Annotated in this window: 22 protein-coding genes; 10 read left to right on the top strand and 12 right to left on the bottom strand. The window is 65.0% G+C overall.

Annotated elements, in window-relative coordinates:
• Positions 1-5: 5 nt before the first annotated feature.
• The 5 genes from ACED67_RS15250 to ACED67_RS15230 all read right to left on the bottom strand — a co-directional run bounded on the left by ACED67_RS15250 (position 6) and on the right by ACED67_RS15230 (position 5,376).
• On the bottom strand, positions 6-1,007 hold the full coding sequence (locus tag ACED67_RS15250) for a flagellin family protein (RefSeq protein WP_395542571.1): 1,002 nt from the start codon (positions 1,005-1,007) through the stop codon (positions 6-8).
• Between the two features lie 3 nt (positions 1,008-1,010).
• Positions 1,011-2,468, bottom strand: coding sequence for a flagellar hook-associated protein FlgK (gene flgK, locus ACED67_RS15245; RefSeq protein WP_395542570.1), 1,458 nt, complete (start codon positions 2,466-2,468; stop codon positions 1,011-1,013).
• Positions 2,469-2,478: 10 nt separating this feature from the next.
• Positions 2,479-3,786 carry a flagellar hook protein FlgE gene (locus ACED67_RS15240; RefSeq protein WP_395542569.1) on the bottom strand — a complete coding sequence of 436 codons (1,308 nt, stop codon included), beginning with the start codon at positions 3,784-3,786 and terminating at the stop codon, positions 2,479-2,481.
• An 87-nt stretch (positions 3,787-3,873) separates the two neighbouring features.
• Positions 3,874-4,701 (bottom strand): flagellar motor protein MotB, encoded by an 828-nt coding sequence (locus tag ACED67_RS15235; protein WP_395542568.1) that lies wholly within the window; start codon positions 4,699-4,701, stop codon positions 3,874-3,876.
• A 72-nt stretch (positions 4,702-4,773) separates the two neighbouring features.
• On the bottom strand, positions 4,774-5,376 hold the full coding sequence (locus tag ACED67_RS15230; protein ID WP_395542567.1) for a TetR/AcrR family transcriptional regulator: 603 nt from the start codon (positions 5,374-5,376) through the stop codon (positions 4,774-4,776).
• Between the two features lie 88 nt (positions 5,377-5,464).
• On the opposite strand from ACED67_RS15230, the gene ACED67_RS15225 reads away from it, so the two are divergent.
• Positions 5,465-5,932 (top strand): (2Fe-2S)-binding protein, encoded by a 468-nt coding sequence (locus ACED67_RS15225; protein WP_395542566.1) that lies wholly within the window; start codon positions 5,465-5,467, stop codon positions 5,930-5,932.
• A 3-nt stretch (positions 5,933-5,935) separates the two neighbouring features.
• Entirely contained in the window at positions 5,936-8,164 is a 2,229-nt protein-coding gene (locus ACED67_RS15220) for a xanthine dehydrogenase family protein molybdopterin-binding subunit (RefSeq protein ID WP_395542565.1), read from the top strand.
• A 71-nt stretch (positions 8,165-8,235) separates the two neighbouring features.
• Here the strand turns inward: ACED67_RS15220 and dnaQ are convergent, their stop codons facing one another.
• From dnaQ to ACED67_RS15200, 4 genes are read right to left on the bottom strand one after another with little or no spacing between them, the layout of a single operon-like run.
• Positions 8,236-8,949, bottom strand: a complete 714-nt coding sequence (gene dnaQ, locus ACED67_RS15215; protein ID WP_395542564.1) for a DNA polymerase III subunit epsilon — start codon at positions 8,947-8,949, stop codon at positions 8,236-8,238.
• The gene (gene coaE / locus ACED67_RS15210) at positions 8,942-9,535 is read right to left on the bottom strand and encodes a dephospho-CoA kinase (RefSeq protein WP_395542563.1); all 594 of its coding nucleotides are present in this window, start codon (positions 9,533-9,535) and stop codon (positions 8,942-8,944) included. Before coaE ends, dnaQ begins: the two co-directional genes overlap by 8 nt.
• On the bottom strand, positions 9,532-10,371 hold the full coding sequence (locus tag ACED67_RS15205; RefSeq protein ID WP_395542562.1) for a shikimate dehydrogenase: 840 nt from the start codon (positions 10,369-10,371) through the stop codon (positions 9,532-9,534). The genes coaE and ACED67_RS15205 overlap by 4 nt, the downstream gene beginning before the upstream one ends.
• Entirely contained in the window at positions 10,368-10,970 is a 603-nt protein-coding gene (locus ACED67_RS15200) for a Maf family protein (protein WP_395542561.1), read from the bottom strand. Before ACED67_RS15200 ends, ACED67_RS15205 begins: the two co-directional genes overlap by 4 nt.
• 556 nt (positions 10,971-11,526) lie before the next feature.
• Here ACED67_RS15200 and rho point away from each other — a divergent pair.
• The 6 genes from rho to ACED67_RS15170 are packed head-to-tail and all read left to right on the top strand — an operon-like array spanning position 11,527 to position 18,320.
• Positions 11,527-12,795 (top strand): transcription termination factor Rho, encoded by a 1,269-nt coding sequence (gene rho / locus ACED67_RS15195; protein ID WP_395542560.1) that lies wholly within the window; start codon positions 11,527-11,529, stop codon positions 12,793-12,795.
• Positions 12,796-12,827: 32 nt separating this feature from the next.
• Entirely contained in the window at positions 12,828-14,102 is a 1,275-nt protein-coding gene (gene mnmE / locus ACED67_RS15190; RefSeq protein ID WP_395542559.1) for a tRNA uridine-5-carboxymethylaminomethyl(34) synthesis GTPase MnmE, read from the top strand.
• Between the two features lie 11 nt (positions 14,103-14,113).
• Positions 14,114-15,976: a tRNA uridine-5-carboxymethylaminomethyl(34) synthesis enzyme MnmG gene (mnmG, locus tag ACED67_RS15185; protein WP_395542558.1), complete on the top strand. Its 1,863-nt coding sequence runs from the start codon at positions 14,114-14,116 to the stop codon at positions 15,974-15,976.
• Positions 15,977-16,600 carry a 16S rRNA (guanine(527)-N(7))-methyltransferase RsmG gene (locus ACED67_RS15180; RefSeq protein ID WP_395542557.1) on the top strand — a complete coding sequence of 208 codons (624 nt, stop codon included), beginning with the start codon at positions 15,977-15,979 and terminating at the stop codon, positions 16,598-16,600.
• Entirely contained in the window at positions 16,587-17,405 is an 819-nt protein-coding gene (locus ACED67_RS15175) for a ParA family protein (RefSeq protein ID WP_395542556.1), read from the top strand. The genes ACED67_RS15180 and ACED67_RS15175 overlap by 14 nt, the downstream gene beginning before the upstream one ends.
• A gap of 36 nt (positions 17,406-17,441) precedes the next feature.
• A complete protein-coding gene (locus ACED67_RS15170) occupies positions 17,442-18,320 on the top strand; it encodes a ParB/RepB/Spo0J family partition protein (RefSeq protein ID WP_395542555.1) in 879 nt (292 codons plus the stop codon).
• Here the strand turns inward: ACED67_RS15170 and hemW are convergent.
• The 3 genes from hemW to rph are packed head-to-tail and all read right to left on the bottom strand — an operon-like array spanning position 18,317 to position 20,798.
• On the bottom strand, positions 18,317-19,480 hold the full coding sequence (gene hemW, locus ACED67_RS15165; protein WP_395542554.1) for a radical SAM family heme chaperone HemW: 1,164 nt from the start codon (positions 19,478-19,480) through the stop codon (positions 18,317-18,319). The genes ACED67_RS15170 and hemW overlap by 4 nt on opposite strands.
• Positions 19,477-20,088 carry an RdgB/HAM1 family non-canonical purine NTP pyrophosphatase gene (gene rdgB, locus ACED67_RS15160; protein ID WP_395542553.1) on the bottom strand — a complete coding sequence of 204 codons (612 nt, stop codon included), beginning with the start codon at positions 20,086-20,088 and terminating at the stop codon, positions 19,477-19,479. Before rdgB ends, hemW begins: the two co-directional genes overlap by 4 nt.
• Positions 20,085-20,798 carry a ribonuclease PH gene (gene rph, locus ACED67_RS15155; RefSeq protein WP_395542552.1) on the bottom strand — a complete coding sequence of 238 codons (714 nt, stop codon included), beginning with the start codon at positions 20,796-20,798 and terminating at the stop codon, positions 20,085-20,087. The genes rdgB and rph overlap by 4 nt, the downstream gene beginning before the upstream one ends.
• A gap of 126 nt (positions 20,799-20,924) precedes the next feature.
• Here rph and hrcA point away from each other — a divergent pair, with 126 nt between their 5' ends.
• Complete coding sequence (hrcA, locus tag ACED67_RS15150; protein ID WP_395542551.1) at positions 20,925-21,992, top strand: heat-inducible transcriptional repressor HrcA; 1,068 nt, start codon at positions 20,925-20,927, stop codon at positions 21,990-21,992.
• 18 nt (positions 21,993-22,010) lie between these two features.
• Positions 22,011-22,544, top strand: a complete 534-nt coding sequence (locus tag ACED67_RS15145; protein ID WP_395542550.1) for a nucleotide exchange factor GrpE — start codon at positions 22,011-22,013, stop codon at positions 22,542-22,544.
• Positions 22,545-22,592: the final 48 nt, after the last annotated feature.

Here is a 22,592-nt window from a genome sequence, read left to right as displayed (position 1 = left end):
CCGGATCACCGCAGATACTCGGTCAGCGACAGGCGCGAGAGCCGCGCGGTCAGCACATAAAGCGAATCGAGCCGGCTCTCGATGTCTTTCAGCCGCGCCGCGGTGTCATAGGGGTCGGCTGCCAGCATATTGGCCCGTGCAATACCCAAGGCGGTTTCTTCTGCCCCGTTGCGCGCCGTGGCATCCTCGATCTGGCTTTGCGCCGTGCCGATGCGCGCCATCAACGTGGCCCGCGCCTCGCCCGAGCTCAACAATTGCCCGCCCGCCGCCTTGGCCAGATCGGCCCGGGCCTGATCCTGTCCGCCCAGAATGCCGCGATCCAGCATGGCGACCATGGCCAGCCCCTTCAGCGTGTCGCGCAGGGCCGGATCCATGGCGGTGGCGTCCAGCGCCACCTCCTCGCCTGCTGCGACCGGCAGCGGGCGGCGGGCGGCGCCCCCGGAATAAAGCGCGCCATAGCCGAGCGGGTCGTCGAACCAGCCGGTGATGGCATCGACCACATCCTGAACCGTCACTGCGCCCGCCGTTGCCGTGTCCAGCGCGGTCAGGATGGTTTCGGCATCGGGCAGCGGAGAGGTTTCCGCCACCACGCCGCCAAAGACCGCGCGTTCGGCGAAGCGCGTGTTCAAGGCCGCGACCGCCGTATCGAAATGGCGCCGGCCGTCGCCGACGATGGCGCCAAGCTGTGCAGGCAGGTTCAACCCGGTATTGCGCAAGAGATCGGCGCCAACCGTCGTTGCGCCATCGGCGATCACGCCCAGCGCGGTCTGCATGCTGTCGGCCAATAGCGCGGTTTCCGAAGTCGTCGCCTTGTAGCCGCGCAGCCGCGCCAGCGAATGATCAATCGCGCTTATCCCGTAGAAGTCGCCGCGCAGCGCGGCCCCGGCATCGGCCTTTTGCCCCGTCGTCATCTCGGTCGAGGCGCGTTGCAGATCGGCGCGCAAACCGGCGCCCTGGCGGGCAAGCGCGGCGGTCAGGAAAGAGCCGGAAGAGAGAATTCCATCCATGGGTTACAGCCCGAGCAGGGTCGAGATCATCTCATCGACCGTCTGGATCACCTTGGCATTGGCGGCATAGTTCTTTTCGATCACCAGCAGGCTTTGCATTTCAGCATCGATATCCACGCCATTGGCGGCCTCAAGATCGGTCAGCGCGAGGTGGCGCGCCTTGGTGAAGGCGGTCTCGGCATCTGCGGAAAGCCGCGCTGTCGAGACGGTAGACAGGACATCTTCGACCCGACCGGCCGCAGACCGCGCCGTGGCGGTGATCGCCGCCGAAGCGGGCAGGCGCGGATCGTTCAGCGCCCGGGTCATCGCCAGCAGGATGGTGGCATTGCCGGTGGGGCCGACGGTCACGGATTCCAGCCCGTCGCGCAGACGCAGGACCGAGCCGCCCTGTTGCGGATCGACCAGGGCGTTCAATTGAAGTCGGCCCGACAGGCCCACTTCGTCCGGCCCGAGATAGGCACCGCCGCCATCGGTGAACAGGCCGGGGTTGCCTGTGGTCAGCGTCGGGTCGACGCCGCTATCGGCAAAGCGCTGATACAGGTCCAGCGCCATCGCATCCAGCCGGGCCTGGCCATCGACCGCCAGCTCGTCCCGCACGGCGAACAGCGCCGCCAGCGAGCCGCCCTGGATCAGGCTGGCCGTTCCGGCGGTGGCCATGGGCCTGTCATTGATCGTCAGGCCCGACAGACCGCCGCTGGCCTGGGTCATCTCAGGCACGATGGTGCTGACGGGGGTGAAACCAAATTCGGATTCCTTGCCATCCAGCAGCACGGCGCCGCCGGTGGTGATCAGCGCCACCTGATTGTGGTCACGCGGCAATTCACGCAGCGGCACGATCCCGGCGATGCGGTCGATCAACTGCTGACGCTGGTCGAGCAGCGCCGAGATATCATTGCCCGCGCCGGAAAAGCTGCGGATCTGGCTGTTCAGTTCGCGCACCTGCCGCAGCGTCGTGTTCAGCGTGTTCACTGCGGCGGCGATATCGCGGTCGGCCTTCTGGCGCTCGGCCTGAATGGCATCGCTGGCCTGGTTCACCCCCTGGGCAAGCGACCGCGCCGCATTGGCGACAGCGGCAAGGCGCGCCTCGGATTCGGGGTGGCTTGCGGCTTCGAGCAGGGTGGAATCGAGCAGATTCACCCGTGCGCCCAGCGAGCCCTGATCCTGCGGATCGCCAAAAATGTCCTCAAGCCGGGCCAGAAACTCGGATCTTGCCCCGCGGTCGACGGCATTAGCCTCGGCGGCGCGGCGGTCGTTCAGCAGGAAGAGGTCGGCGTCGCGGGTGACGCCATTCACCGTGACGCCCTGGCCGCTGCCGCCGATCGCTTGGGCCGAAAGCGAGACCGAGCGCCGCGCATAGCCGGGCGTCGTGGCATTGGCGACGTTGGAGGACAGCGCCTCGGCCTGGCGCGAGGTCGCGGTGATGCCCGAAAGCGCGGAATTCAGGGCGGAGGTGACGCTCATCGCCTAGCCTCTAGCGTTTGATGTTGGTGGTTTCCTGCAACATCTCGTCGACGGTCTGGATCACCTTGGCGTTCGAGGAATAGGCCCGCTGGGTCTGGATCAGCGAGGTCAGTTCCGCCGCGACATCGGTGGTCGATCCTTCGCGGGCATAGCCTTCGATCGAGCCGGTCGGACCCGAACCCGCATCCCAGAGGAAGAAAGACCCCGATTGCGGCGAGACCTGATAGGTCTGGTCGTTCAGCGACAGAAGCCCGTTGGGGTTCGGCACGTCGACCAGAGGGATCTGGTACAGGACGCGGGTAAACCCGGTGTCATAGGTCGCTGTGATCAGGCCATTCTCATCCACCTCGACTGTGGTCAGATTGCCGACGGGCGAGCCGTTCTTGGTGATCGACACCGGGGCGAAACTGTCGGAAAGCTGGGTGAGCCCGTTCGGATCGCCCAGCTTGCCGATCGCCACGCTCAGAGGGCCGCCATAGACGGCCAGATCCAGCGTACCGGTCACTGGATCATAGGCGCCGCCCGAGACTTCGGTCACCGAGGCAAGCGTGCCGCCCGCGCTGCGGCTGTCATCGAAGGTCAGGACATATTCCCCGATCAGCGCGCCGCCACTGGCGGAATCATAGATCTGCATCGTCCATTCATTCGATGCGCCCGATCCCGGAACCGTGGGCGTGAAGGTGATGTCCAGCGCCTCGGACGTGCCGAGATTGCCGAAATATTCGACCGAAAGCGGCAGCGCCGTGCCATCGGCCCCGGCCTCGGTCTCGGTCGCGGGCAGGTTCACGCCCAGGTTCATCGACGTGGTCGGATCGCCGGCGGTCTGGTTGGTGTTGATCACCACGGGCACCAGCCCGGCGATGGTGTCGCGCGGCAGCACCGGGATCACCCCGTCCGAAGTGGCGGGCCAGCCCAGAAGAACAAGGCCGGTATCGGTTTTCAGCACGCCGTTGGAATCGGTTCGGAACGATCCGGTCGTCGTCATGCGCAAGGGTGTGTCCGAGATCGAATTGCCCAGCGCCACCTCTGGAAAGACGGGCAGCATCCCACGCCCCGAGACCGCGATGTCCAGCGGGTGCGAGGTACCGACCAATGCGCCATGTTCCTCGATCAGGCGGCCCGCCGTGGCCCGCACGCCGCCAGCCGAGTAGGTGCCCGATCCCCGCGCATTGGTGATGACCATGCTGGAGAAATCGGCCATGGCGCGTTTGTAGCCATAAGTGCCCGAATTGGCGATATTGTCCGAAATCGTGGCGAGCCGGGTGGCGTTCGCATTCAACCCGGCGACGCCCGCACTAAGCGCCGAGGAAATGGTCATCCTGCGCACCTTTCTGCTGCTGAGACCCTTGCCGCAGACTGGCTCTGATGCCCTAAGAACCTCCTAACGGGTTGGATTTTTCAGACTTCATCTGTCGCGGCGCAAGAGCACGATCTCGATGCGGTTGTTGCGGATCGCGGCCGGGTCGGCCACGGCGGGCTTGCGGTCGGCAAAACCGCCGATGCGCTGAAGGCGCGCCGTCTGCAAACCCGCGGCCTCGAGCAGCATCCGCACCGATTGCGCCCGCGCGGCCGACAGGTCCCAGACCGGATTGTTGGCCAGCGTGACCGGATAGGTATGGACATGGCCATTCACCGCCACCTCATTCGCCGTCAGGTTCATGACTTCGACCAGCATCGCGGCCAGCGCCACGGTGACGGGCGCGGGCGAGGCCGTGTCGCCGGTAAACAGCGGCGCGTCGGGCAAATCGAAAAGCTCGATCACCAGCCCCTCATCGGTCACCCGCGTCACGACATGCTGCAGCAATTGCTCCATGGTGCGGCTTTCGCCGCCCCGGTCGAACAGCGCCTTCTCGACCGCCTGAAGCTTTTGGTCCTCGCCCTCGTCGCGCAGCGTATCCGAGACCTGGCCGTCCGACGCCCCGGCATCCTTTGAGGTGCCTCCCGTGCCGTTATGGACCTTGGTCTGTTCGGTGAACAGGGTCTCGCCGCCCAGCGTGCCATCGCCACCCCCCGAAACCCGGTTCACCGGGATCGAGGGGTTGAAATAATCCGACAGCCCCTTGCGCTGTTTTTCGGTCGTCGCATTCAACAGCCACATCAAGAGGAAAAAGGCCATCATGGCCGTCACGAAATCGGCATAGGCAACCTTCCAGGCCCCGCCGTGGTGACCGCCGCCGCCGACAATCTTTTTCCGCTTGATGATGACCGGCGCGGCATTCGTCTGCCCTGCCATTCCACCACCCGTCTTCACACCCGGCGGCAGAATGGCGTGGCCGGGGTGAAGAGGGCCTTAACCGATTGGCTTTTAGCCGATTTTCACAGCTTTGCCCGATTTGCGCGGGCCCAGCGCCGCCGCGATCACCCGCGCGAGCGTCCTCTGCCCGGCCTCATAGTCCGGCAGCGTCGTGGCCGAGACCTTCAGCCCCTTCAGCCCCGTCTGCACCATGGCCGCTAGATCCGCCGCCGTGCCCAGCGCCGGGTCGATCTCGAATCCCTGCAGCCAGTCCTGCACGATCAGCTGCATTTCCGCCTCGGCCTGCTGCGCCAGATCGCCGGCGACGGCGAAGCCCGCCTCCATCAGCTCGCGCCCATGCGGCGTGCCAAGGACGATCTCCATGAACCGGCCGCCCTTGGCCGCGAAGGCCGCTTCCAGCACCTCGGCCGGCGGCCCGTCGCGGCGGAAGACCGCCCGCATCTCGGCGACGGCGGCGGCCATGTAGTCATGGGTCAGCTGGAGGAAGATGTCCTCCTTGTTGCGGAAATTCTGGTACAATGCCGTGCGGGACAGGCCCGCCGCCGTGGCGATGTCGTCCATCGTCGTGCGGCGATAGCCATAGGCGGCAAAGGCGCGGAAGGCAGCGGCCAGGATCGTCTCGATCCGGTCATTGGCGGGAAGATCAGCGGACATGCCGTTGTTCTGACGAATTCCATCGATTTTGTCAATTGACGTCATGACATTTCGTGCACATAATGTCAGGAGTGAAAAGGAGGCGATGATGCCCATTCAGCTGACCGTGAACGGCAAGCCAGAAAGCCTGAACCTGCCCGATGACATGCCGCTGCTCTGGGCGCTGCGCGACGGGCTGAACCTGACCGGCACGAAATATGGCTGCGGGGTCGCGGCCTGCGGGGCCTGCACGGTGATGGTCGACGGGCAGGCCGTGCGGTCCTGCCAGACGGCGCTGGGCGATGTGGCGGGGGCGCAGGTCACCACGATCGAGGGGCTGGGCACGCCACAGGCGCTTCACGCCGTGCAAGCCGCCTGGGTGGAATTGCAGGTCGCGCAATGCGGCTATTGCCAGTCGGGCCAGATCATGCAGGCGGCAGCGCTGCTGGCGGAAACGCCTGCGCCCTCCGATGATCAGATCGACGAGGCGATGAACGGCAATCTCTGCCGCTGCGGCACCTATCCGCGCATCCGCGCGGCGGTTCATCTTGCCGCCCAGAAGCTGAAGGAGGTCTGATCCATGTCGCGCCTTGGCACCATCGCCCGCCGCAGCTTCCTGATCGGCTCCGCCGCCATCGCCGGGGGCGTGGCCTTCGGCTGGTATCAGTACCGCAAACCCCTGCCCAACCCGATCGCGGGCGAGGGGCTCGCCGCGCTCAACCCCTATGTGCTGATCGACCAGGACGGGGTCACCGTCATCACCCCGCGCGCCGAAATGGGGCAGGGGGTGCATTCCACCCTTGCCGCCCTGGTGGCCGAGGAGATGGACCTGGCCTGGGATCAGGTCCGCGTCCAGCATGGCCCGCCCGGCAAGGCCTATTACAACGGCGCGGCCATGGCCGAGGGCGTACCCTTCCGCCCGACCGACGAATCCTGGTTGGCCGAGACTCTGCGCGAGGCAATGGACATTCCGGCCAAGTTCATGGGCATGCAGCTGACCGGCGGCTCTTCTTCGATGCCCGATCATTTTGAACGGATGCGCGCGGCGGGCGCGCTTGCCCGCCAGGCGCTGGTCCAGGCCGCGGCACAGCGGCTGGGCGTGGGCACCGAGACCCTGAAAACCGAAGGCGGCGCGGTCGTCACGGCCGATGGGACGCGGATCCCCTATCCTGAGCTGGCGGTCGAGGCGGCGGCGCTGGATCTGACCGACGCGCCCGCTCTGCGCCCACAGGCTGAGTGGAAACTTCTGGGCCGCGACCTGCCGCGTCTCGACATGGTCGCCAAATCGACCGGGACCGAGGCCTATGCCATCGACATGCGCCTGCCCGGCATGAAATTCGCGACAGTCCGCGCCAATCCGGCCCCAGAGGGGGGGCTGGTCTCGCTCGATTCCACCGCCGCCGAGAAACTGCCGGGCGTGATCAAGATCATCTCTCTGCCCGGCGCCTTTGCGGTGGTGGCCGAGACGACCTGGGCCGCGTTTCAGGCTGCCGATGCGGTGGTGCCGCAATGGGGCCCGGCGGTTCATGCGCCGACTTCGGAAGAGATGGAGAAACAGCTTCTCGCCTCTTTCACCGAGGATGCGCTGGAATCGACTCCCCGCGACGATGGCGATGCGGAAACCGCTCTCGCCGGTGGTGCCGATTTCGAGGCGGATTATGTCGTTCCCTATCTCGCCCATGCGCCTATGGAACCCCAGGGCGCAGCGGCGCTGCTGGAAAACGGCAAGCTGAGCGTCTGGGCCGGGACGCAATTCCCCACGATGGCGCGCAGTCATGCCGCCGAGGTCGCGGAGCTGGAGGAAACGGCGGTCGATATCCACACCTTGCCGATGGGCGGCGCTTTCGGCCGGCGGGGCGAGATCGACGTGATCCGGCAAGTCGCGGCCATCGCCAAAGAGATGCCGGGCACGCCGGTCCTTCTGACCTGGTCGCGCGAAGAGGACATGACCCATGACATGCTGCGCCCAATGGCAGCCGGGCGGATCAAGGCAAAGCTGAAAGATGGCATGGTCGAAGCGCTGGATTTCCAGACCGCCGCCGGTTCGCTGATGGCCTCGTTCTTCGGTCGGATCGGATTGCCCGCCTTGGGGCCGGACAGCACCATCCTGCAAGGGGCGTGGGAGCAGCCCTATGCGCTGCCGAATTTCCGCGCCCGCGGCTATCGCGCGCCCGCAGGGGTTCCGATCGGCTTCTGGCGCTCGGTCGGGGCGTCGCAGAACGCCTTTTTCCTGGACAGCGCCCTGGATGAGATGGCGCATCAGGCCGGGGTGGACCCAATGGTCTTTCGGATGCGGCAGATGGACCACGCGCCCTCGATCAAGGTGATGGAGGCCGTGGCCGAGATGTCGGGCTGGGGCAACAGCGCGCCGGGCCGGGCCAAGGGCGTGGCGTTCAGCCTGTCCTTCGGCGTGCCGGTGGCCGAGGTGATCGAGGTCGAGGAGACGGCGCAGGGCATCCGCCTGACCGGAGCCTGGATCGCCGCCGATGTGGGCATCGCCCTGAACCCGCGCAATATCGAGGCGCAATTGTCCGGCGGAATGGTCTATGGCTTGTCCGCCGCGATCAATGGCGAAATCACCTTCAAGGACGGGGCTGTGGTCGAGCAGAATTTCTGGGATTACGAGCCGCTGCGCCTGGCGCAATGCCCGCCCATCGAGGTGAGGGTTCTGGCCGAGGGCGGCAAGATCCGCGGCGTGGGAGAACCGGGCACGCCGCCCGCCGCCCCGGCACTGGCCAATGCGATCTTTGCCCTGAACGGCCAGCGCATTCGCCGCCTGCCGATGCGGCACGAGATCAGCTTCGCCTGATTGTCCCACGGCGGGACATCGGTCTGACCCAAGCAATTTCAAGGGCTTGGGTCAGGCAGATTAACCGTTTGTCAAGAATTGCCCAGCCGCTTGCGCCAGATCGAGCCCTCGCCCAGCTTGGCGACAAATGCGTCATGCGCGGCAAGCTCTGCCTCAGTGATCCGGGGCGGCAGAGGCACCGGGCGCGGCCGGGGCCGCCAGTCGCCGCCCGTCATTCCATCCCCGGCAGAGGCCGATTTCTGGCCGCCCGAGGGCGCAAGAACCAGGTCGGGCTGCCGCCCGCCCACCAGCTCCAGATAGACCTCGGCAAGAATTTCGGAATCGAGCAGCGCCCCGTGTTTCTCGCGCCGTGAATTGTCGATGCCGAACCTGCGGCACAGCGCGTCCAGCGAGGCCGGGGAACCGGGAAACCGCCGCCGCGCAATCGCCAGCGTGTCGATCGCCTGTTCCCAGGGCAGCTCACGCAGGCCCATGGTCTTCAGCTCCCAGTTCAGGAACTTCATGTCGAAGCTGGCATTGTGAATGACCAGTTTGGCATCGCCGACGAAATCCAGAAACGCCCGGCCCACGGCGGCGAAAACCGGCTTGTCGCGCAGGAAATCGGTCGACAGGCCATGCACCTCGAAGGCCGATTGCGGCATGTCGCGTTCGGGGTTGATGTATTGGTGATAGGTCCGCCCGGTCGGAAGGTGGTTCAGCAGCTCGACCCCGCCGATTTCAACGATGCGGTCGCCCTGATCCGGGTCGAAGCCGGTGGTTTCGGTGTCGAGAACGATCTCACGCATGACGGCCTGCCCGGATGTGGCTGATCAGGGCGTCAACATAAGCGTCGGTGCTGGCAAGCGACAGGGTTTCCACCACATGAGTCGCCCGAAAACGTTTTTCAGCATCTGGCATCTGGCGCGACAGGATCAGCGCGAATTGCGCCTCGGTCATGCCGGGCCGGGCCAAAACGCGGGCGCGCTGGACCGAGGCGGGCGCGGTGACCAGCAGCGTGGCATCGCATTCCGTCTCGGTTCCCTTCTCAAACAGCAGTGGGATGTCGAGCACAACCAGATCGGCGCTCGCCTGCGCCAGAAATGCGACGCGGTCCTGCGCCACCAGCGGATGCACGATCTGCTCCAGCAGCTTCAGCTTCCCCGCATCCTCGGCCAGCGCCACCTTGAGCGCGGCGCGATCCACCGCGCCGCCTGTCACCGCTTGGGGAAAATGGGATGCCAAGGCAGGGGCCGCCGCTCCGCCCGGCGCGTAGAGCCTGTGGACAGCGGCATCGGCATCCCAGACCGGCACGTCCCGCGCGGCAAAGAAACCGGCGGTGGTGGATTTCCCCATGCCGATGCTGCCGGTCAGGCCAAGGCGAAAGGCGCTCATGCCGAAAGAACAGCCTGACGGGTCGCTTCATCCACATCCGGGCGCTGGCCGAACCAGCGTTCAAAGCCGGGCGCGGCCTGATGCAGCAGCATACCCAGACCATCGACCGTGACGCAGCCGCGCGCCGCCGCCTCGATCAGGAATTGGGTCTGCAAGGGCGTATAGACGAGGTCGGTCACCAAAGTGCCCGCAGACAATGCATCCATCGGCACTTGCAGTGGCGGCTTGCCCACCATGCCCAGCGAGGTTGTGTTCACCACGGTCGCGCAATCTTCCATCATCGCGCCCGACTGCACCCAATCCTGCACCACGACCTTGGCGCCGAAATCCGATCGTAGCGCCTCGGCCCTTGGCCGCGTGCGGTTGGACAGGCGGATTTCCGGCACCCCGGCCTCGAGGAGTGCCGCAACCACCGCCCGCGCCGCCCCGCCCGCGCCCAGCACGGCGGCAGGCCCTGCGGGCGGATGCCAGTTCGGCGCGTGCTGGCGCAGATTGGCGATGAAACCCATGCCATCGGTATTGTCGGCATGGATCTTGCCATCCTTGCGAAAGATCAGCGTGTTCGCTGCCCCGATCAGCGCCGCCCGGTCGGTGACGATATCGGCGATCTGAAGGATCGGTTCCTTATGCGGGATCGTCACGTTGACGCCCACGAAACCCAGCTTTGGCAGGGTGCGCACTGCCTCGGCCAGATCCAGCGGGGCTACATCCATCGGGATGTAGAAGCCCTGCAGGCCATAGCGCCGCAACCAATAGCCATGCAGCGCCGGGCTGCGGCTGTGGGCGACGGGATGGCCAAGAACGCCGGCGAGCGGGATGCGGGGATGGTCGGTCATGCGGCGATGATCCCTCGCTGGACAAGATAGGACAAGAGGGGCAGAAGCGGCAGGCCGAGGATGGTGAAATGGTCGCCCGAAATCGAGGAGAACAGCCGCACCCCTTCCTCTTCCAGCCGGTATCCGCCGACGCTGTGACGGATGCTTTCCCAGTTCCGCGCCAGGTAGTCTTCAAGATAGCTGTCCGAGAAATCGCGCATGGTCAGCCGCGCCTCGCCGACATGGCGCCATTGCGGCTTCCCACCCTGATAGAGCACCGCCGCCGACAAGAGCTTGTGGGTCTGGCCGCGCAGCGCGCGCAACTGGTCGCGCGCTTCGTCGGGGCTTTCCGGCTTGGCATAGATTTGGCCTTTCAGGTCCAGCACCTGATCGGCACCCAGAACCAGGGTCTCGGGATAGCGATCCGACAGTTTCGCGGCCTTCATCTCGGCCAGGGCATCGGCAACGTCGCGGCTATGCGCGCCCTCGGCCTCAAGCGCGCGACGGACCTGATCCTCGTCGATCCGCGCGGGCTCGGCGCGAATCTCCAGCCCCGCCGCACGCAGCATGTCGATGCGCGTCTGCGAGGCGGAAGCGAGAAGGAGCGGCGAGACATTCATGGGGAAGGGCCTGTGGACAATCCGGCTTTGTTCTTGCGGTGCGCGCTGGGGGCGGGGTCTGGGTAAGCCGCCCGGCACCGGGCAGAAGGCGGCAGGCTGGGGAGAAGTGTCAAGCCCCGCGCCAGTTATCCGCCTGTGCGCCGGGTTTTCCCGTCACTGTGGAAAAGGACGCGCGGGGCGGGCTTTCCCCAGGGGGGTGCAGGACTGTTTCCCCAGGGCTGAAAGAGGCAAGGTATTGATATCGCTATTTGAATACTGCCACATTCACGCCTGTCAAAGCTTATCCCCGGATTATCCCCGGCCCGATCCGCCGGGGACAAGGTTTGGGGAGGCCGGGGCAATCCCCTTATCCCCGGCCCCTGCATAATCAACAAAAAGACTCTTTCTTAATTATAGAAAGAAGAAGAACCCCGGCCACACGGGGGCGGGGAAGGGCAATCTTGACTTTCGTTCAGGGCCCGCTTATCTCCCCGGCTCAGCAGGGTCGTCCGATCCATGCGCTTCCCATTCCCATCTTGTCTGCCCGTGGCCAGTGGCCGGGCCCCAGGGACTTTCCATGACCGAACGCTTGAACCTCTCCGACCTCAAGGCCAAGACGCCTGCCGACCTTCTGGCCATGGCCGAAGAATGGGAGATCGAGAACGCCCCCTCGATGCGCAAGGGCGAGATGATGTTCTCGATCCTCAAGGAACATGCCGAGGAAGGCTATGAAATCGGCGGCGATGGCGTGCTGGAAGTGTTGCAGGACGGTTTCGGCTTCCTGCGCAGCCCCGAGGCCAACTATCTGCCCGGCCCCGACGACATCTATGTCAGCCCCGAGATGATCCGCCAGTTCAGCCTGCGCACCGGCGATTCCATCGAAGGCGTGATCAAGGCTCCGCTGGAAACCGAGCGCTATTTCAGCCTGGTGAAAGCGACGAAGATCAATTTCGACGATCCCGAAAAGGCCAAGCACAAGGTCCATTTCGACAACCTCACACCGCTTTACCCCGATGAGCGCCTGAAGATGGAAGTCGAGGATCCGACCATCCGCGACCGTTCCGCGCGGATCATCGATCTGGTGGCCCCCATCGGCAAAGGCCAGCGCGGGCTGATCGTCGCGCCGCCGCGCACCGGCAAGACCGTTCTCTTGCAGAACATCGCCCATTCCATCGCGACCAATCACCCGGAATGCTACCTGATCGTGCTTCTGATCGACGAACGTCCCGAGGAAGTCACCGATATGCAGCGGTCCGTGAAAGGCGAGGTCGTTTCCTCGACCTTTGACGAACCCGCCACCCGCCACGTCGCCGTGGCCGAAATGGTGATCGAGAAGGCCAAGCGTCTGGTCGAGCACAAGCGCGACGTGGTGATCCTGCTTGATTCGATCACCCGCCTGGGCCGCGCCTTCAACACCGTCGTTCCGTCTTCGGGCAAGGTGCTGACCGGCGGTGTCGACGCGAACGCGCTGCAGCGCCCCAAGCGCTTCTTCGGCGCTGCGCGGAACATCGAAGAGGGCGGCTCGCTGACCATCATCGCGACGGCGCTGATCGATACGGGCAGCCGCATGGACGAAGTGATCTTTGAAGAGTTCAAGGGCACCGGCAACAGCGAAATCGTGCTCGACCGCAAGGTCGCCGACAAGCGCACCTTCCCGGCGATGGACATTCTCAAGTCCGGCACGCGGAAAGAGGACCTGCTGGTCGACAAGACCGATCTGCAAAAGACCTATGTTCTGCGCCGCATCCTGAACCCGATGGGCACCACCGATGCCATCGAATTCCTGATCGGCAAGTTGAAGCAGACCAAGTCCAATGCCGAATTCTTCGAATCCATGAACACCTGAGGGTGACGACAGCTTAGGGGCTATGCCTTGCCATGTCGGACACGATCCATGCGCTTGCCACGGCGCGGGGCCGCGCGGGCCTTGCGGTCGTAAGGGTTTCCGGTCCGCAGGCGGGCGCGGTTTGCGCGGCGCTGTGCGGGCTGGTCCCGCCGGCCCGTCATGCGACATTGCGCAACATCTCGTGGCGGGGCGAGGCGATCGACCAATCCCTTGTGGTTTTCTTTGCGGAAGGTGCCAGCTTTACCGGCGAAGCCGTGGTCGAATTTCACATCCATGGCGGCCCGGCCGTCGCCCAGGCGCTGCTGCGGGCGCTGGCCGAAAGCGGGCTGTCGCGTCTGGCCCAAGCGGGCGAATTCACCCGCCGGGCGCTGGACAATGGCGTGCTCGACCTGACGCAAGTCGAAGGCCTGGCCGACCTGATCGACGCGGAAACCGAAGCGCAGCGCAAGCAGGCATTGCGCGTGCTGTCGGGCCAGATCGGCGATCGCGTCTCCAACTGGCGCGCGCGCCTGGTGCGGGCGGCCGCCCTGATCGAAGCCACGATCGATTTCGCCGATGAAGATGTGCCGGTCGATGTGACGCCCGAAGTCCGCGCGCTGCTTGTGGGCTTGCTGGGTGAAATCGACCGCGAAGCCGCTGCCGTGGCGCAGGCCGAACGCATCCGCGACGGGTTCGAAGTGGCGATCCTCGGCGAACCGAATGCCGGAAAATCTACACTTCTCAATCGCCTGGCGGGGCGGGAAGCCGCGATCACCTCGGAAATCGCCGGCACGACGCGCGATGTGATCGAAGTTCGCATGGACCTGGACGGGCTGGCGGTGACGCTGCTGGATACGGCCGGGCTGCGCGACAGCGACGATCCGGTGGAACGCGAGGGTATCCGCCGCGCTGTTAACCGCGCCGAAGCCGCCGATGTGCGCATCTTCCTTGGCCCCAACCCCGGCCTTGTTGCGCCGCGCGACGGCGATTTGGTCGTGGCCGCCAAGGCCGATCTCGGCGGTGGGGCGGGGCTGGCCGTCTCGGGCAAGACCGGGGCGGGGGTCGATGCGCTTCTGGCCGAAATCTCGCGCAGCCTCTCGGATAAAGTGGCGGGGGCTGGTATCATGGTGCGCGAACGACATCGGCTGGCGCTGGAGCAAGGCGCTGCGGCGATTCGGATTGTTCTTGCGGGGCTTGGCAAAGCCTTGCCGGAAATCGCCGCTGAAGAATTGCGCCGCGCGATCCGTGCTTTGGACGCTTTGGTCGGGCGCGTGGACGTAGACGAGTTGCTGGGCGAAATCTTTGCCAGCTTTTGCATCGGGAAGTGAGGGTGTTTCACGTGAAACATTTTGACGTCATCGTCGTGGGCGGCGGCCATGCCGGCGCTGATGCGGCCGCTGCTGCAGCCCGGATGGGCGCGGCTACTGCGCTGGTCACCATGCGGGCCGACACGATTGGCGTGATGTCCTGCAACCCGGCCATTGGTGGTCTGGGCAAGGGCCATCTTGTGCGCGAAATCGACGCGCTGGATGGCATCATGGGCCGGGCGGGCGACATGGCGGGCATTCAGTACCGTTTGCTGAACCGCCGCAAAGGCCCTGCTGTGCAAGGCCCGCGCACGCAGGCCGATCGCAAGCTCTATCGTCAGGCAGTGCAGGGCTTGCTGGCCGCGCAAGACGGCCTTGAAATCGTTGAAGGCGAAGCGGCCGAGCTGATCATTGAGCAAGATGCCGTGCGCGGGTTGCGCCTGGCCGATGGGTCAGAACTGCGGGCAGCGGCTGTTGTCCTGACCACGGGCACATTCCTGAACGGATTGATCCATGTCGGCGATCAGAAACGTCCCGGCGGGCGGGTGGGCGACAAACCCTCGGTCGCTTTGGCCGACCAGATCCGCGGCCTTGGCCTGACCACGGGGCGCCTGAAAACCGGTACGCCGCCGCGGCTGGACGGCAAGACCATCGACTGGGCGCGGCTGGAAATGCAGCCCGCCGACGACGATCCGGTCCTGCTGTCCTTTCTGAATCGCAAGCCGATTGCCCGGCAAATCTCTTGCGGCATCACCCATACGTCCGACGCGACGCATCAGATCATCCGCGACAATCTGGGTCGATCGGCCATGTATGGCGGCCATATCGAAGGGGTCGGGCCGCGCTATTGCCCCTCGATCGAAGACAAGGTCGTGCGCTTCGCCGACAAGGACAGCCATCAGGTTTTCCTTGAGCCAGAAGGGCTTGATGACGATACGGTCTATCCGAATGGCATTTCCACCTCGCTGCCCGCCGAAGTGCAGGAGGCCTATGTCCGCACCATCGCGGGTCTGGAATGCGCCGTCATCACGCAGCCGGGCTATGCCATCGAATATGATTACCTCGACCCGCGCGGGCTGAAGGCCACGCTGGAACTGAAGGCGCTGTCCGGCCTGTTCCTGGCGGGGCAGATCAACGGCACCACCGGCTATGAAGAGGCCGCCGCCCAGGGTCTTGTCGCCGGAATGAACGCCGCCTTATTGGCGCGCGGGCAGGACGGGCGGGTCTTCTCGCGCAGCGACAGCTATCTGGGCGTGATGATCGACGATCTGACCACGCGCGGCGTGACCGAGCCTTACCGGATGTTCACGTCGCGCGCCGAGTACCGGCTTTCGCTGCGCGCGGACAATGCCGATCAGCGCCTGACACCGATGGGGCTCGAGGTGGGCCTGGTCAAGGAAACCCGCGCCCGCGCCTTTGGGGAGAAGCTTGTCGCGCTGGACGGGCTGATCGGAGCGCTGAAATCCCGCAGTTTCACGCCGAAAGAGCTTGCCGCGCATGGCATCGCCGTCAGCCAGGACGGGTTGCGCCGCCCGGTCTTTGACCTGATGGCGATGCCCGATTACGCCCGCGAAACCCTGGCCTCTTTGGTGCCCGAAATGGCCGAAGCTGTAGCCGAAACCCTGCAACAGGCGGAAATCGAGGCGCTTTATGCCCAATATGCCCAGCGTCAGGCCGCCGATGCCGCGGATCTGCGCAAGCATGAGGCGATGGCGATCCCGCAAGGGTTCGATTACCGCGCCCTGTCGGGCCTGTCGGCCGAGCTGACAGCGAAACTGGAGCGTCGCCGCCCGGAAAACCTGCATCAGGCGCGCCAGATCGAAGGGATGACACCCGCCGCGATCCTTCTTCTGATCGCCAGCCTCAAGCGTCAGCCGGTTCAGCGGGCGATCTAGGTGGATCAGGATCTGTGGAAGAGCCTGGGCACCACGCCTGAAGGGCTTGAAAAGCTGCGCCTTTTCGCGGCTTTGGTCGAGAAATGGACCCAGCGTATCAATCTGGTTTCAAAGTCGACGCTGCCCGAGCTGTGGTCGCGCCATATCGAAGATTCGGCGCGGCTGCTGCAGGCCGTCGACGCGCCGCCGGCGCTCTGGGCCGATCTGGGGGCGGGGGGCGGCTTTCCCGGTCTGGTGGTTGCGGTGATTCTGGCCGATCGCGGCGCGGCAACCCGCATGGTGCTGGTCGAATCGGACCAGCGCAAAGCCACGTTCCTGCGCGAAGCCGCGCGACAGCTGGGCCTTGCGGTCGATGTGCGCAGCGAGCGGGCCGAAATTCTCGCGCCTTTGGGGGCGGGAATCGTCTCTGCGCGGGCGCTTGCGCCGTTGGAAACCCTGTGCGGCTTCGCCCATCGCCATCTTCTGCCCGGCGGCTATGCGCTTTTCCCGAAGGGCGAAAATCATGTGGCAGAATGCAGCGCTGCCCGCAAAATCTGGCGCTTCGAACTGGAGGCGCGCGACGATCCGGGGCATAAGGGAGCAGCCCTTCTTGTGATCAGGAACCTCTCCCGTGCCGGCGACTGAGCCCCTGCTGAAGCCCGAACCCGCGCGCCCCGCGCATGTCATCGCCGTGGCCAATCAGAAGGGCGGTGTTGGCAAGACCACGACCGCCATAAACCTGGCCGCGGCGCTGGCCGAGCAGGGGTTTCGCGTGCTGCTCATCGACCTTGATCCGCAGGGCAATGCCTCGACCGGGCTGGGCGTGGCCCCCGCCGAGCGTCAGCTGACCACCTATGACCTTATTCTGTCCGATGGCCAGCCCGACGCGATCATCCGGCCGACTTCGGTGGCTAACCTTTGGATTTGCCCGGCAAATTCCGATCTTGCCTCGGCAGATATCGACCTTGTCGCCAATGAAAAACGCAGTTTCCTGCTGCATGACGCGCTGCGCCACCCCGATTTCGACGCCCGCGCCTTTGATGTGGTACTGATCGACTGCCCGCCCTCGCTCAGCCTGCTCACGGTCAATGCGCTCGTCGCCTCGCATGCCGTGCTCGTGCCCTTGCAGGCCGAATTTTTCGCTCTGGAGGGCTTGTCGCAGCTTCTTCTGACCGTGCGCGACGTGCGCCGCAGCGCCAACCCGGATCTGCGGATCGAAGGTGTTCTGCTGACCATGTATGATGGCCGCAACAACCTTGCCCAGCAGGTCGAGGCCGATGCGCGTGAAAACCTGGGCGACATGGTGTTCCACACCGTGATTCCGCGCAATGTGCGCCTGTCCGAAGCGCCTTCGCATGCGCTGCCGGTCACGGAATATGATACGGCCTCCAAAGGGGCCGAGGCCTATCGGGCACTGGCGAATGAGATCGGCGCGCGGCTGAAGCGCTGATTAGTCAATAACAGAGACGAATCGAGAGGGGCAGGGATGGAACGCAAGGGCTTGGGCCGGGGGCTTTCGGCTTTGATGTCGGATGTGAATCTGCGCCCCGAAAGCGAAGGGCCGCGTCGCGCCGATACGCGCCTGCCGGTTGAGAAGCTGCGGCCAAACCCGCATCAGCCGCGCAAGGATTTTGACAGCGACGCGCTTCAGGCGTTGGCGGAATCGCTGCGTCAGAAGGGTGTGATCCAGCCGCTCGTCGTGCGGCCCCAGGGCGACGCCTATGAAATCGTCGCGGGCGAACGGCGTTGGCGCGCGGCGCAACTGGCGCAATTGCATGATGTGCCGGTGGTGATCCGCGATCTGGACGATACCGAAGTTCTGGAAGTCGCGATCATCGAGAACATCCAGCGCGAAGATCTGAACGCGATCGAAGAAGCGCTTGGGCTGAAGGCGCTGATCGACCGTTTCGGCCATACGCAGGAAAAGGTTGCCGAAGCCCTGTCGAAAAGCCGCAGCCATGTGGCCAACCTGTTGCGTTTGCTCAATCTTCCCGAGGAAGTTCAGCTCATGGTGCGCGAAGGCGCGCTTTCGGCCGGCCATGCCCGAGCGATGATCGGGGCGCCGGATGCTGTGTCCCTGGCGCGCACGGTCGCATTGCGCGGGCTTTCGGTGCGGGAGACCGAAAAGCTGATGCGCGAGTCGTCGGATGCGCGCGATCGTCCGGCCCGGGCGCCGAAAAGCGCCGAGAAGGACGCCGATACCCGTGCGCTGGAGGCCGATCTTTCGGCGCAGCTGGGCATGAAGGTCAGCATCGACCATCATGGCCAGGGCGGCGCGCTGACGATCCGCTATGACAGTTTCGATGCGCTTGACCAGCTGTGTTCGCTGCTGTCGGCCGGTGGCGGGCGGCTGGCCGAGGGTTAATCCGGCATCAATTCCAGGACGAGGCGGTTCAGCAGCAACCGCCCGGCCTCGGTCGCGGCGATCATTTCGCCGTCTACGGTCAGAAAACCATCTTCGACCAAGGATTTCACCCTGTCCGGGGCAATTTCCTGCCCTGTCATCCGCGCAAACCGCCGTAGGGATGCGCCCTCGGTCAAGCGCAGCGCCATCAGCAGATATTCGGTGCCCTGCGCGGCCGGATCGACGAGTTCGCGGGGCTTTTCCCCCGATCCGTTCCGCACAGCGGCCAGCCATGCCTCGGGATTGCGTTGCGTGTCGGTGGCGTAGCGCTTGCCATCCAGCGTCAGCCGCCCATGCGCGCCCGGGCCGATGCCCAGATAGTCGCCCATCCGCCAGTAAACCAGATTGTGCCGTGATTCCGCGCCGGCGGCGGCATAGTTGGACACTTCATAGGCCGAAAGCCTGGCTTTTGCGGTGATTTCGCTGGTTGCGGCATACATGTCGGCCGCCAGATCCTCATCCGGCAGGCCTTTGAGCTTGCCTGCCCGCGCCAGGGCACCAAAAGCCGTACCATCTTCGATGGTCAGCTGATACAGCGACAGGTGATCCGGCCCCAAGGCGATCAGCCGCTGCAATTCCTCTTGCCAGGCCGCCAAGGTCTGATCCTGCCTTGCATAGATCAGATCGCCCGAAACGCGTGGAAACACGTCGCGCGCCAAAGCGAAAGCCGCCAAAGCCTCCGCCGCGGAATGCTGACGCCCCAAGCGGCGCAAATCCTCATCGTTCAAGGCTTGCAGGCCCAGCGAGACCCGATTCACCCCTGCCGCGCGATACTCGCGGAACCGCCCCGCTTCAACCGAAGTCGGATTGGCCTCGAGCGTGATCTCGATGTCATTGGCAAAACGCCAATGCTTGGCGATCCGCTCCAGAATCGCCGCGACCAAAGGGCCCTCCATCAGTGAGGGCGTGCCGCCGCCGAAAAACACCGACCGCAAGAGTCGATCGGGCGTCTCGGCGGCCGCGCGGTCAATCTCGGCCAGATAGGCGGCTTGCCAATCCTTCTGGTCCACCGCCGCGCGGACATGGCTGTTGAAATCGCAATAGGGGCATTTCGCCTTGCAGAAGGGCCAGTGCAAGTACAGCGCGAAGCCGCCCTCTTGCCAGTCCTCGGGCTGTTTCACGTGAAACACTTTCGCAGCAAAGCGGCCACGGCTTTGGCGCGATGGCTGATCCTGTTCTTCTCGTCGGATGAAAGCTCGGCGAAGGTCCGGTCGAACCCGTCAGGTTGGAAGATCGGATCATAGCCATGGCCTTCGGCGCCACGGGCGGGCCAGACCAGCTGCCCCGCGGCCAGGCCTTCCACCCATTCGTCCTGACCGTCGGGCCAGGCCAGCACCAGCGTGCAGCGGAATTGCGCGCGGCGGGGCGCGGGGGCCTTGAGATATTCCAGATGCGACCAGGTCTTGGCCATGGCCATCTTGAAATCACGGCCCGTCGGCGTCTGCGCCCAATCCGCAGTGAAAACACCGGGCGCGCCGTCCAAGGCGTCGACCGTCAGGCCGGAATCGTCCGACAGGGCGGGCAGGCCCGCGGCCTGTGCCGCGGCATGGGCCTTGATCCGGGCATTGCCCAGGAATGTATCCTCGGTTTCCTCCGGCTCGGGCAGGCCCAGATCGGCCGCCGAAACGCACGACACGCCCAGGGGCGCGAGCAGGCTGGAAAATTCTTCCAGCTTGCCGCGATTGTGGCTGGCGATGACCAGCTTGTCCCCCTGGAAACGGCGGCTCATTTCAGCGCCGCGGCCTGAGCGGCCACCAATGCCGCGATCCCGCCCTGCGCGAGGCCCAGAAGCGTGGTCAGATCCTCGGACGAGAAAGGCGCGCCTTCGGCCGAAGCCTGAACTTCCACCATCTTGCCCTTGCCGGTCAGCACGAAATTGCCATCTGTGCCAGCGACGGAATCCTCGTCATAATCCAGGTCCAGCACCGGCTGGCCGGCATAAATGCCGCAGGACACGGCGGCGACGTGATCCATGATCGGGTCGCTGAGGATCAGCTTCTTCTCCAGCAGCACATTCACCGCCAGACGCAGCGCAACAAACCCGCCGGTGATCGACGCGCAACGCGTGCCGCCATCGGCCTGGATCACGTCGCAATCCACGGTGATCTGCCGCTCGCCCAGGGCCTGCCGATCCACCACAGCACGCAGGCTGCGACCGATAAGTCTTTGAATTTCCTGGGTTCTTCCGCTTTGCTTGCCCGCAGCCGCCTCGCGCCGCGACCGTGTATGGGTGGATCGCGGCAGCATGCCATATTCCGCCGTCACCCAGCCCATGCCGGTATTGCGCAGGAAGGGCGGCGGCTTGTCCTCGACCGTCGCCGTGCAGATCACATGCGTTCCGCCGCATTTGATCAGGCAAGAGCCCTCGGCATGGCGCGTCACGCCCGTTTCGATGCTGACGGAGCGGAGTTCATCGAGGGCTCGGCCCGAGGGGCGCATGGCATTTCCTTTCGCTTTTGCCGCGGCGTGATACGCCCCGCCGGGCCTGTGGCGCAACCCCGATTGACGCCAGCGATTGACGCCGCCGCCGGCAACGCCTTTATTCCGAGTAGGTGCAGATGAACCATGTCAAACGGATCGCCGCTTCTTTCTGAAATGACAGACCGCTCGCGCGAGGTGTTCCGGCGGGTGGTGGAATCCTATCTGGCCACCGGCGAACCGGTGGGGTCGCGTACCCTGACGCGCAGCCTGACCGAACAGATCTCGGCCGCGACAATCCGCAACGTCATGCAGGATCTCGAATATCTCGGCCTGCTGGGCAGCCCGCACACATCGGCGGGGCGGGTGCCGACGCAGCAGGGGCTGCGGCTGTTCGTCGACGGTTTTCTTGAGATGGGTCATGTGGATATGGCGGATCGCGAGCGGATCGACGCGACGCTGACCGGCAATGACACCGATGTCGGCACGGTGCTGGATCAGGTCGGCGCCGCGCTTTCTGCGGTGACGCGCGGGGCCAGCATCGTGCTGTCGCCCAAGGCCGAGGCCGCGCCGATCCGCCATATCGAATTCGTCAGCCTGGGTGCCGACCGGGCGCTGGTCGTGCTGGTCTTTGCCGATGGCCAGGTGGAAAACCGCCTGTTCCGCCCTCCACCGGGCCAGACGCCCAGCTCGATGCGCGAAGCGGCGAATTTCCTGAATGCCATGGCCGAAGGCCGCAGCCTGCCCGATCTGATGCGCCATATGCGGGCCGAAATCGCCCGGCGGCGGCAAGAGATTGATTCGCTGGCGCGGGATCTGGTGGAAAGCGGGCTTGCGGTCTGGGAAAACGCCGGACAGACCTCGGAACGGCTGATCGTGCGGGGCCGGGCGAACCTTCTTGACCCCGGTCAGGCGGATGTCGACCGGGTCCGCAACCTGTTCGATGACCTGGAACGCAAGCGCGATATCGCCGAGTTTCTGGAACTGGCCGAGACGGGCGACGGGGTGCGCATCTTTATCGGCTCGGAGAACAAGCTTTTCTCACTTTCGGGTTCCAGTCTGGTTGTTTCTCCCTATATGAACGCCGAGCGAAAGATCATCGGAGCGGTCGGCGTGATCGGGCCCACGCGGCTGAATTACGGGCGGGTCGTTCCGATCGTGGATTATACCGCGCAGCTTGTGGGACGGATGGTCCAGGAACGCGGGCGCGGCTGAGACTGGAGTAAGGACGAAATGGCGCAGGAAAATTCGGGCGAGGGGATCGAAGGCGATCTGCCCGATCTGGAAGAATTCATGGCCGATGGCGAGGTCGAGGCCCTGAAGGCTGAGAGGGACGCCTTCCGCGACAAGTTCATGCGCGCGCTGGCCGATGCCGAAAACTCGCGCAAGCGGGCGGATCGCGACCGGCGCGAGGCCGAACAATATGGCTCAACCCGTCTGGCCCGCGACCTTCTGCCGGTCTTCGACAATCTCCAGCGCGCGCTGGCGGCGATCCCCGAGGAAAGCCGCGCCGCTTCGGCCGCGCTGATTGAAGGGGTGGAGCTGACCCTGCGCGAGCTGACCAATGTGATGGAAAAGCACGGCGTCAAGGCGATCACCCCGGAAGTGGGCGATCAATTCGACCCGCAGCAGCATCAGGCGATGTTCGAGGCGCCGCTGCCGGGCACCAAGGCCGGGCAGATCATCCAGGTGATGACCGTGGGCTTCATGCTCTATGACCGGCTGCTGCGCCCGGCGCAGGTGGGCGTGTCGTCCAATCCGGGCTAAGGGCTTGTGCCCGGGGGCACTGCCCCCGGACGCCCCGCGTATCCTGGC

This window comes from Neotabrizicola paludis (assembly GCF_044142105.1).
GTDB lineage: Bacteria > Pseudomonadota > Alphaproteobacteria > Rhodobacterales > Rhodobacteraceae > Pseudogemmobacter.
Note: the sequence above shows the minus strand (reverse complement) of the source record. Positions and strands in the feature narration are given on the sequence as shown.

Excerpts from the sequence above, each read along its gene's own strand:
- rph (WP_395542552.1), bottom strand. The coding sequence starts at position 20,798 with ATGCGCCCCTCGGGCCGAGCCCTCGATGAACTCCGCTCCGTCAGCATC.
- ACED67_RS15145 (WP_395542550.1), top strand. The coding sequence starts at position 22,011 with ATGGCGCAGGAAAATTCGGGCGAGGGGATCGAAGGCGATCTGCCCGAT.
- ACED67_RS15170 (WP_395542555.1), top strand. The coding sequence starts at position 17,442 with ATGGAACGCAAGGGCTTGGGCCGGGGGCTTTCGGCTTTGATGTCGGAT.
- mnmE (WP_395542559.1), top strand. The coding sequence starts at position 12,828 with ATGTCGGACACGATCCATGCGCTTGCCACGGCGCGGGGCCGCGCGGGC.
- ACED67_RS15205 (WP_395542562.1), bottom strand. The coding sequence starts at position 10,371 with ATGACCGACCATCCCCGCATCCCGCTCGCCGGCGTTCTTGGCCATCCC.
- ACED67_RS15250 (WP_395542571.1), bottom strand. The coding sequence starts at position 1,007 with ATGGATGGAATTCTCTCTTCCGGCTCTTTCCTGACCGCCGCGCTTGCC.
- coaE (WP_395542563.1), bottom strand. The coding sequence starts at position 9,535 with ATGAGCGCCTTTCGCCTTGGCCTGACCGGCAGCATCGGCATGGGGAAA.
- ACED67_RS15235 (WP_395542568.1), bottom strand. The coding sequence starts at position 4,701 with ATGGCAGGGCAGACGAATGCCGCGCCGGTCATCATCAAGCGGAAAAAG.
- rdgB (WP_395542553.1), bottom strand. The coding sequence starts at position 20,088 with ATGAGCCGCCGTTTCCAGGGGGACAAGCTGGTCATCGCCAGCCACAAT.
- rho (WP_395542560.1), top strand. The coding sequence starts at position 11,527 with ATGACCGAACGCTTGAACCTCTCCGACCTCAAGGCCAAGACGCCTGCC.
- hrcA (WP_395542551.1), top strand. The coding sequence starts at position 20,925 with ATGTCAAACGGATCGCCGCTTCTTTCTGAAATGACAGACCGCTCGCGC.
- flgK (WP_395542570.1), bottom strand. The coding sequence starts at position 2,468 with ATGAGCGTCACCTCCGCCCTGAATTCCGCGCTTTCGGGCATCACCGCG.
- ACED67_RS15240 (WP_395542569.1), bottom strand. The coding sequence starts at position 3,786 with ATGACCATTTCCTCGGCGCTTAGTGCGGGCGTCGCCGGGTTGAATGCG.
- ACED67_RS15230 (WP_395542567.1), bottom strand. The coding sequence starts at position 5,376 with ATGTCCGCTGATCTTCCCGCCAATGACCGGATCGAGACGATCCTGGCC.
- ACED67_RS15225 (WP_395542566.1), top strand. The coding sequence starts at position 5,465 with ATGCCCATTCAGCTGACCGTGAACGGCAAGCCAGAAAGCCTGAACCTG.
- ACED67_RS15220 (WP_395542565.1), top strand. The coding sequence starts at position 5,936 with ATGTCGCGCCTTGGCACCATCGCCCGCCGCAGCTTCCTGATCGGCTCC.
- dnaQ (WP_395542564.1), bottom strand. The coding sequence starts at position 8,949 with ATGCGTGAGATCGTTCTCGACACCGAAACCACCGGCTTCGACCCGGAT.
- ACED67_RS15200 (WP_395542561.1), bottom strand. The coding sequence starts at position 10,970 with ATGAATGTCTCGCCGCTCCTTCTCGCTTCCGCCTCGCAGACGCGCATC.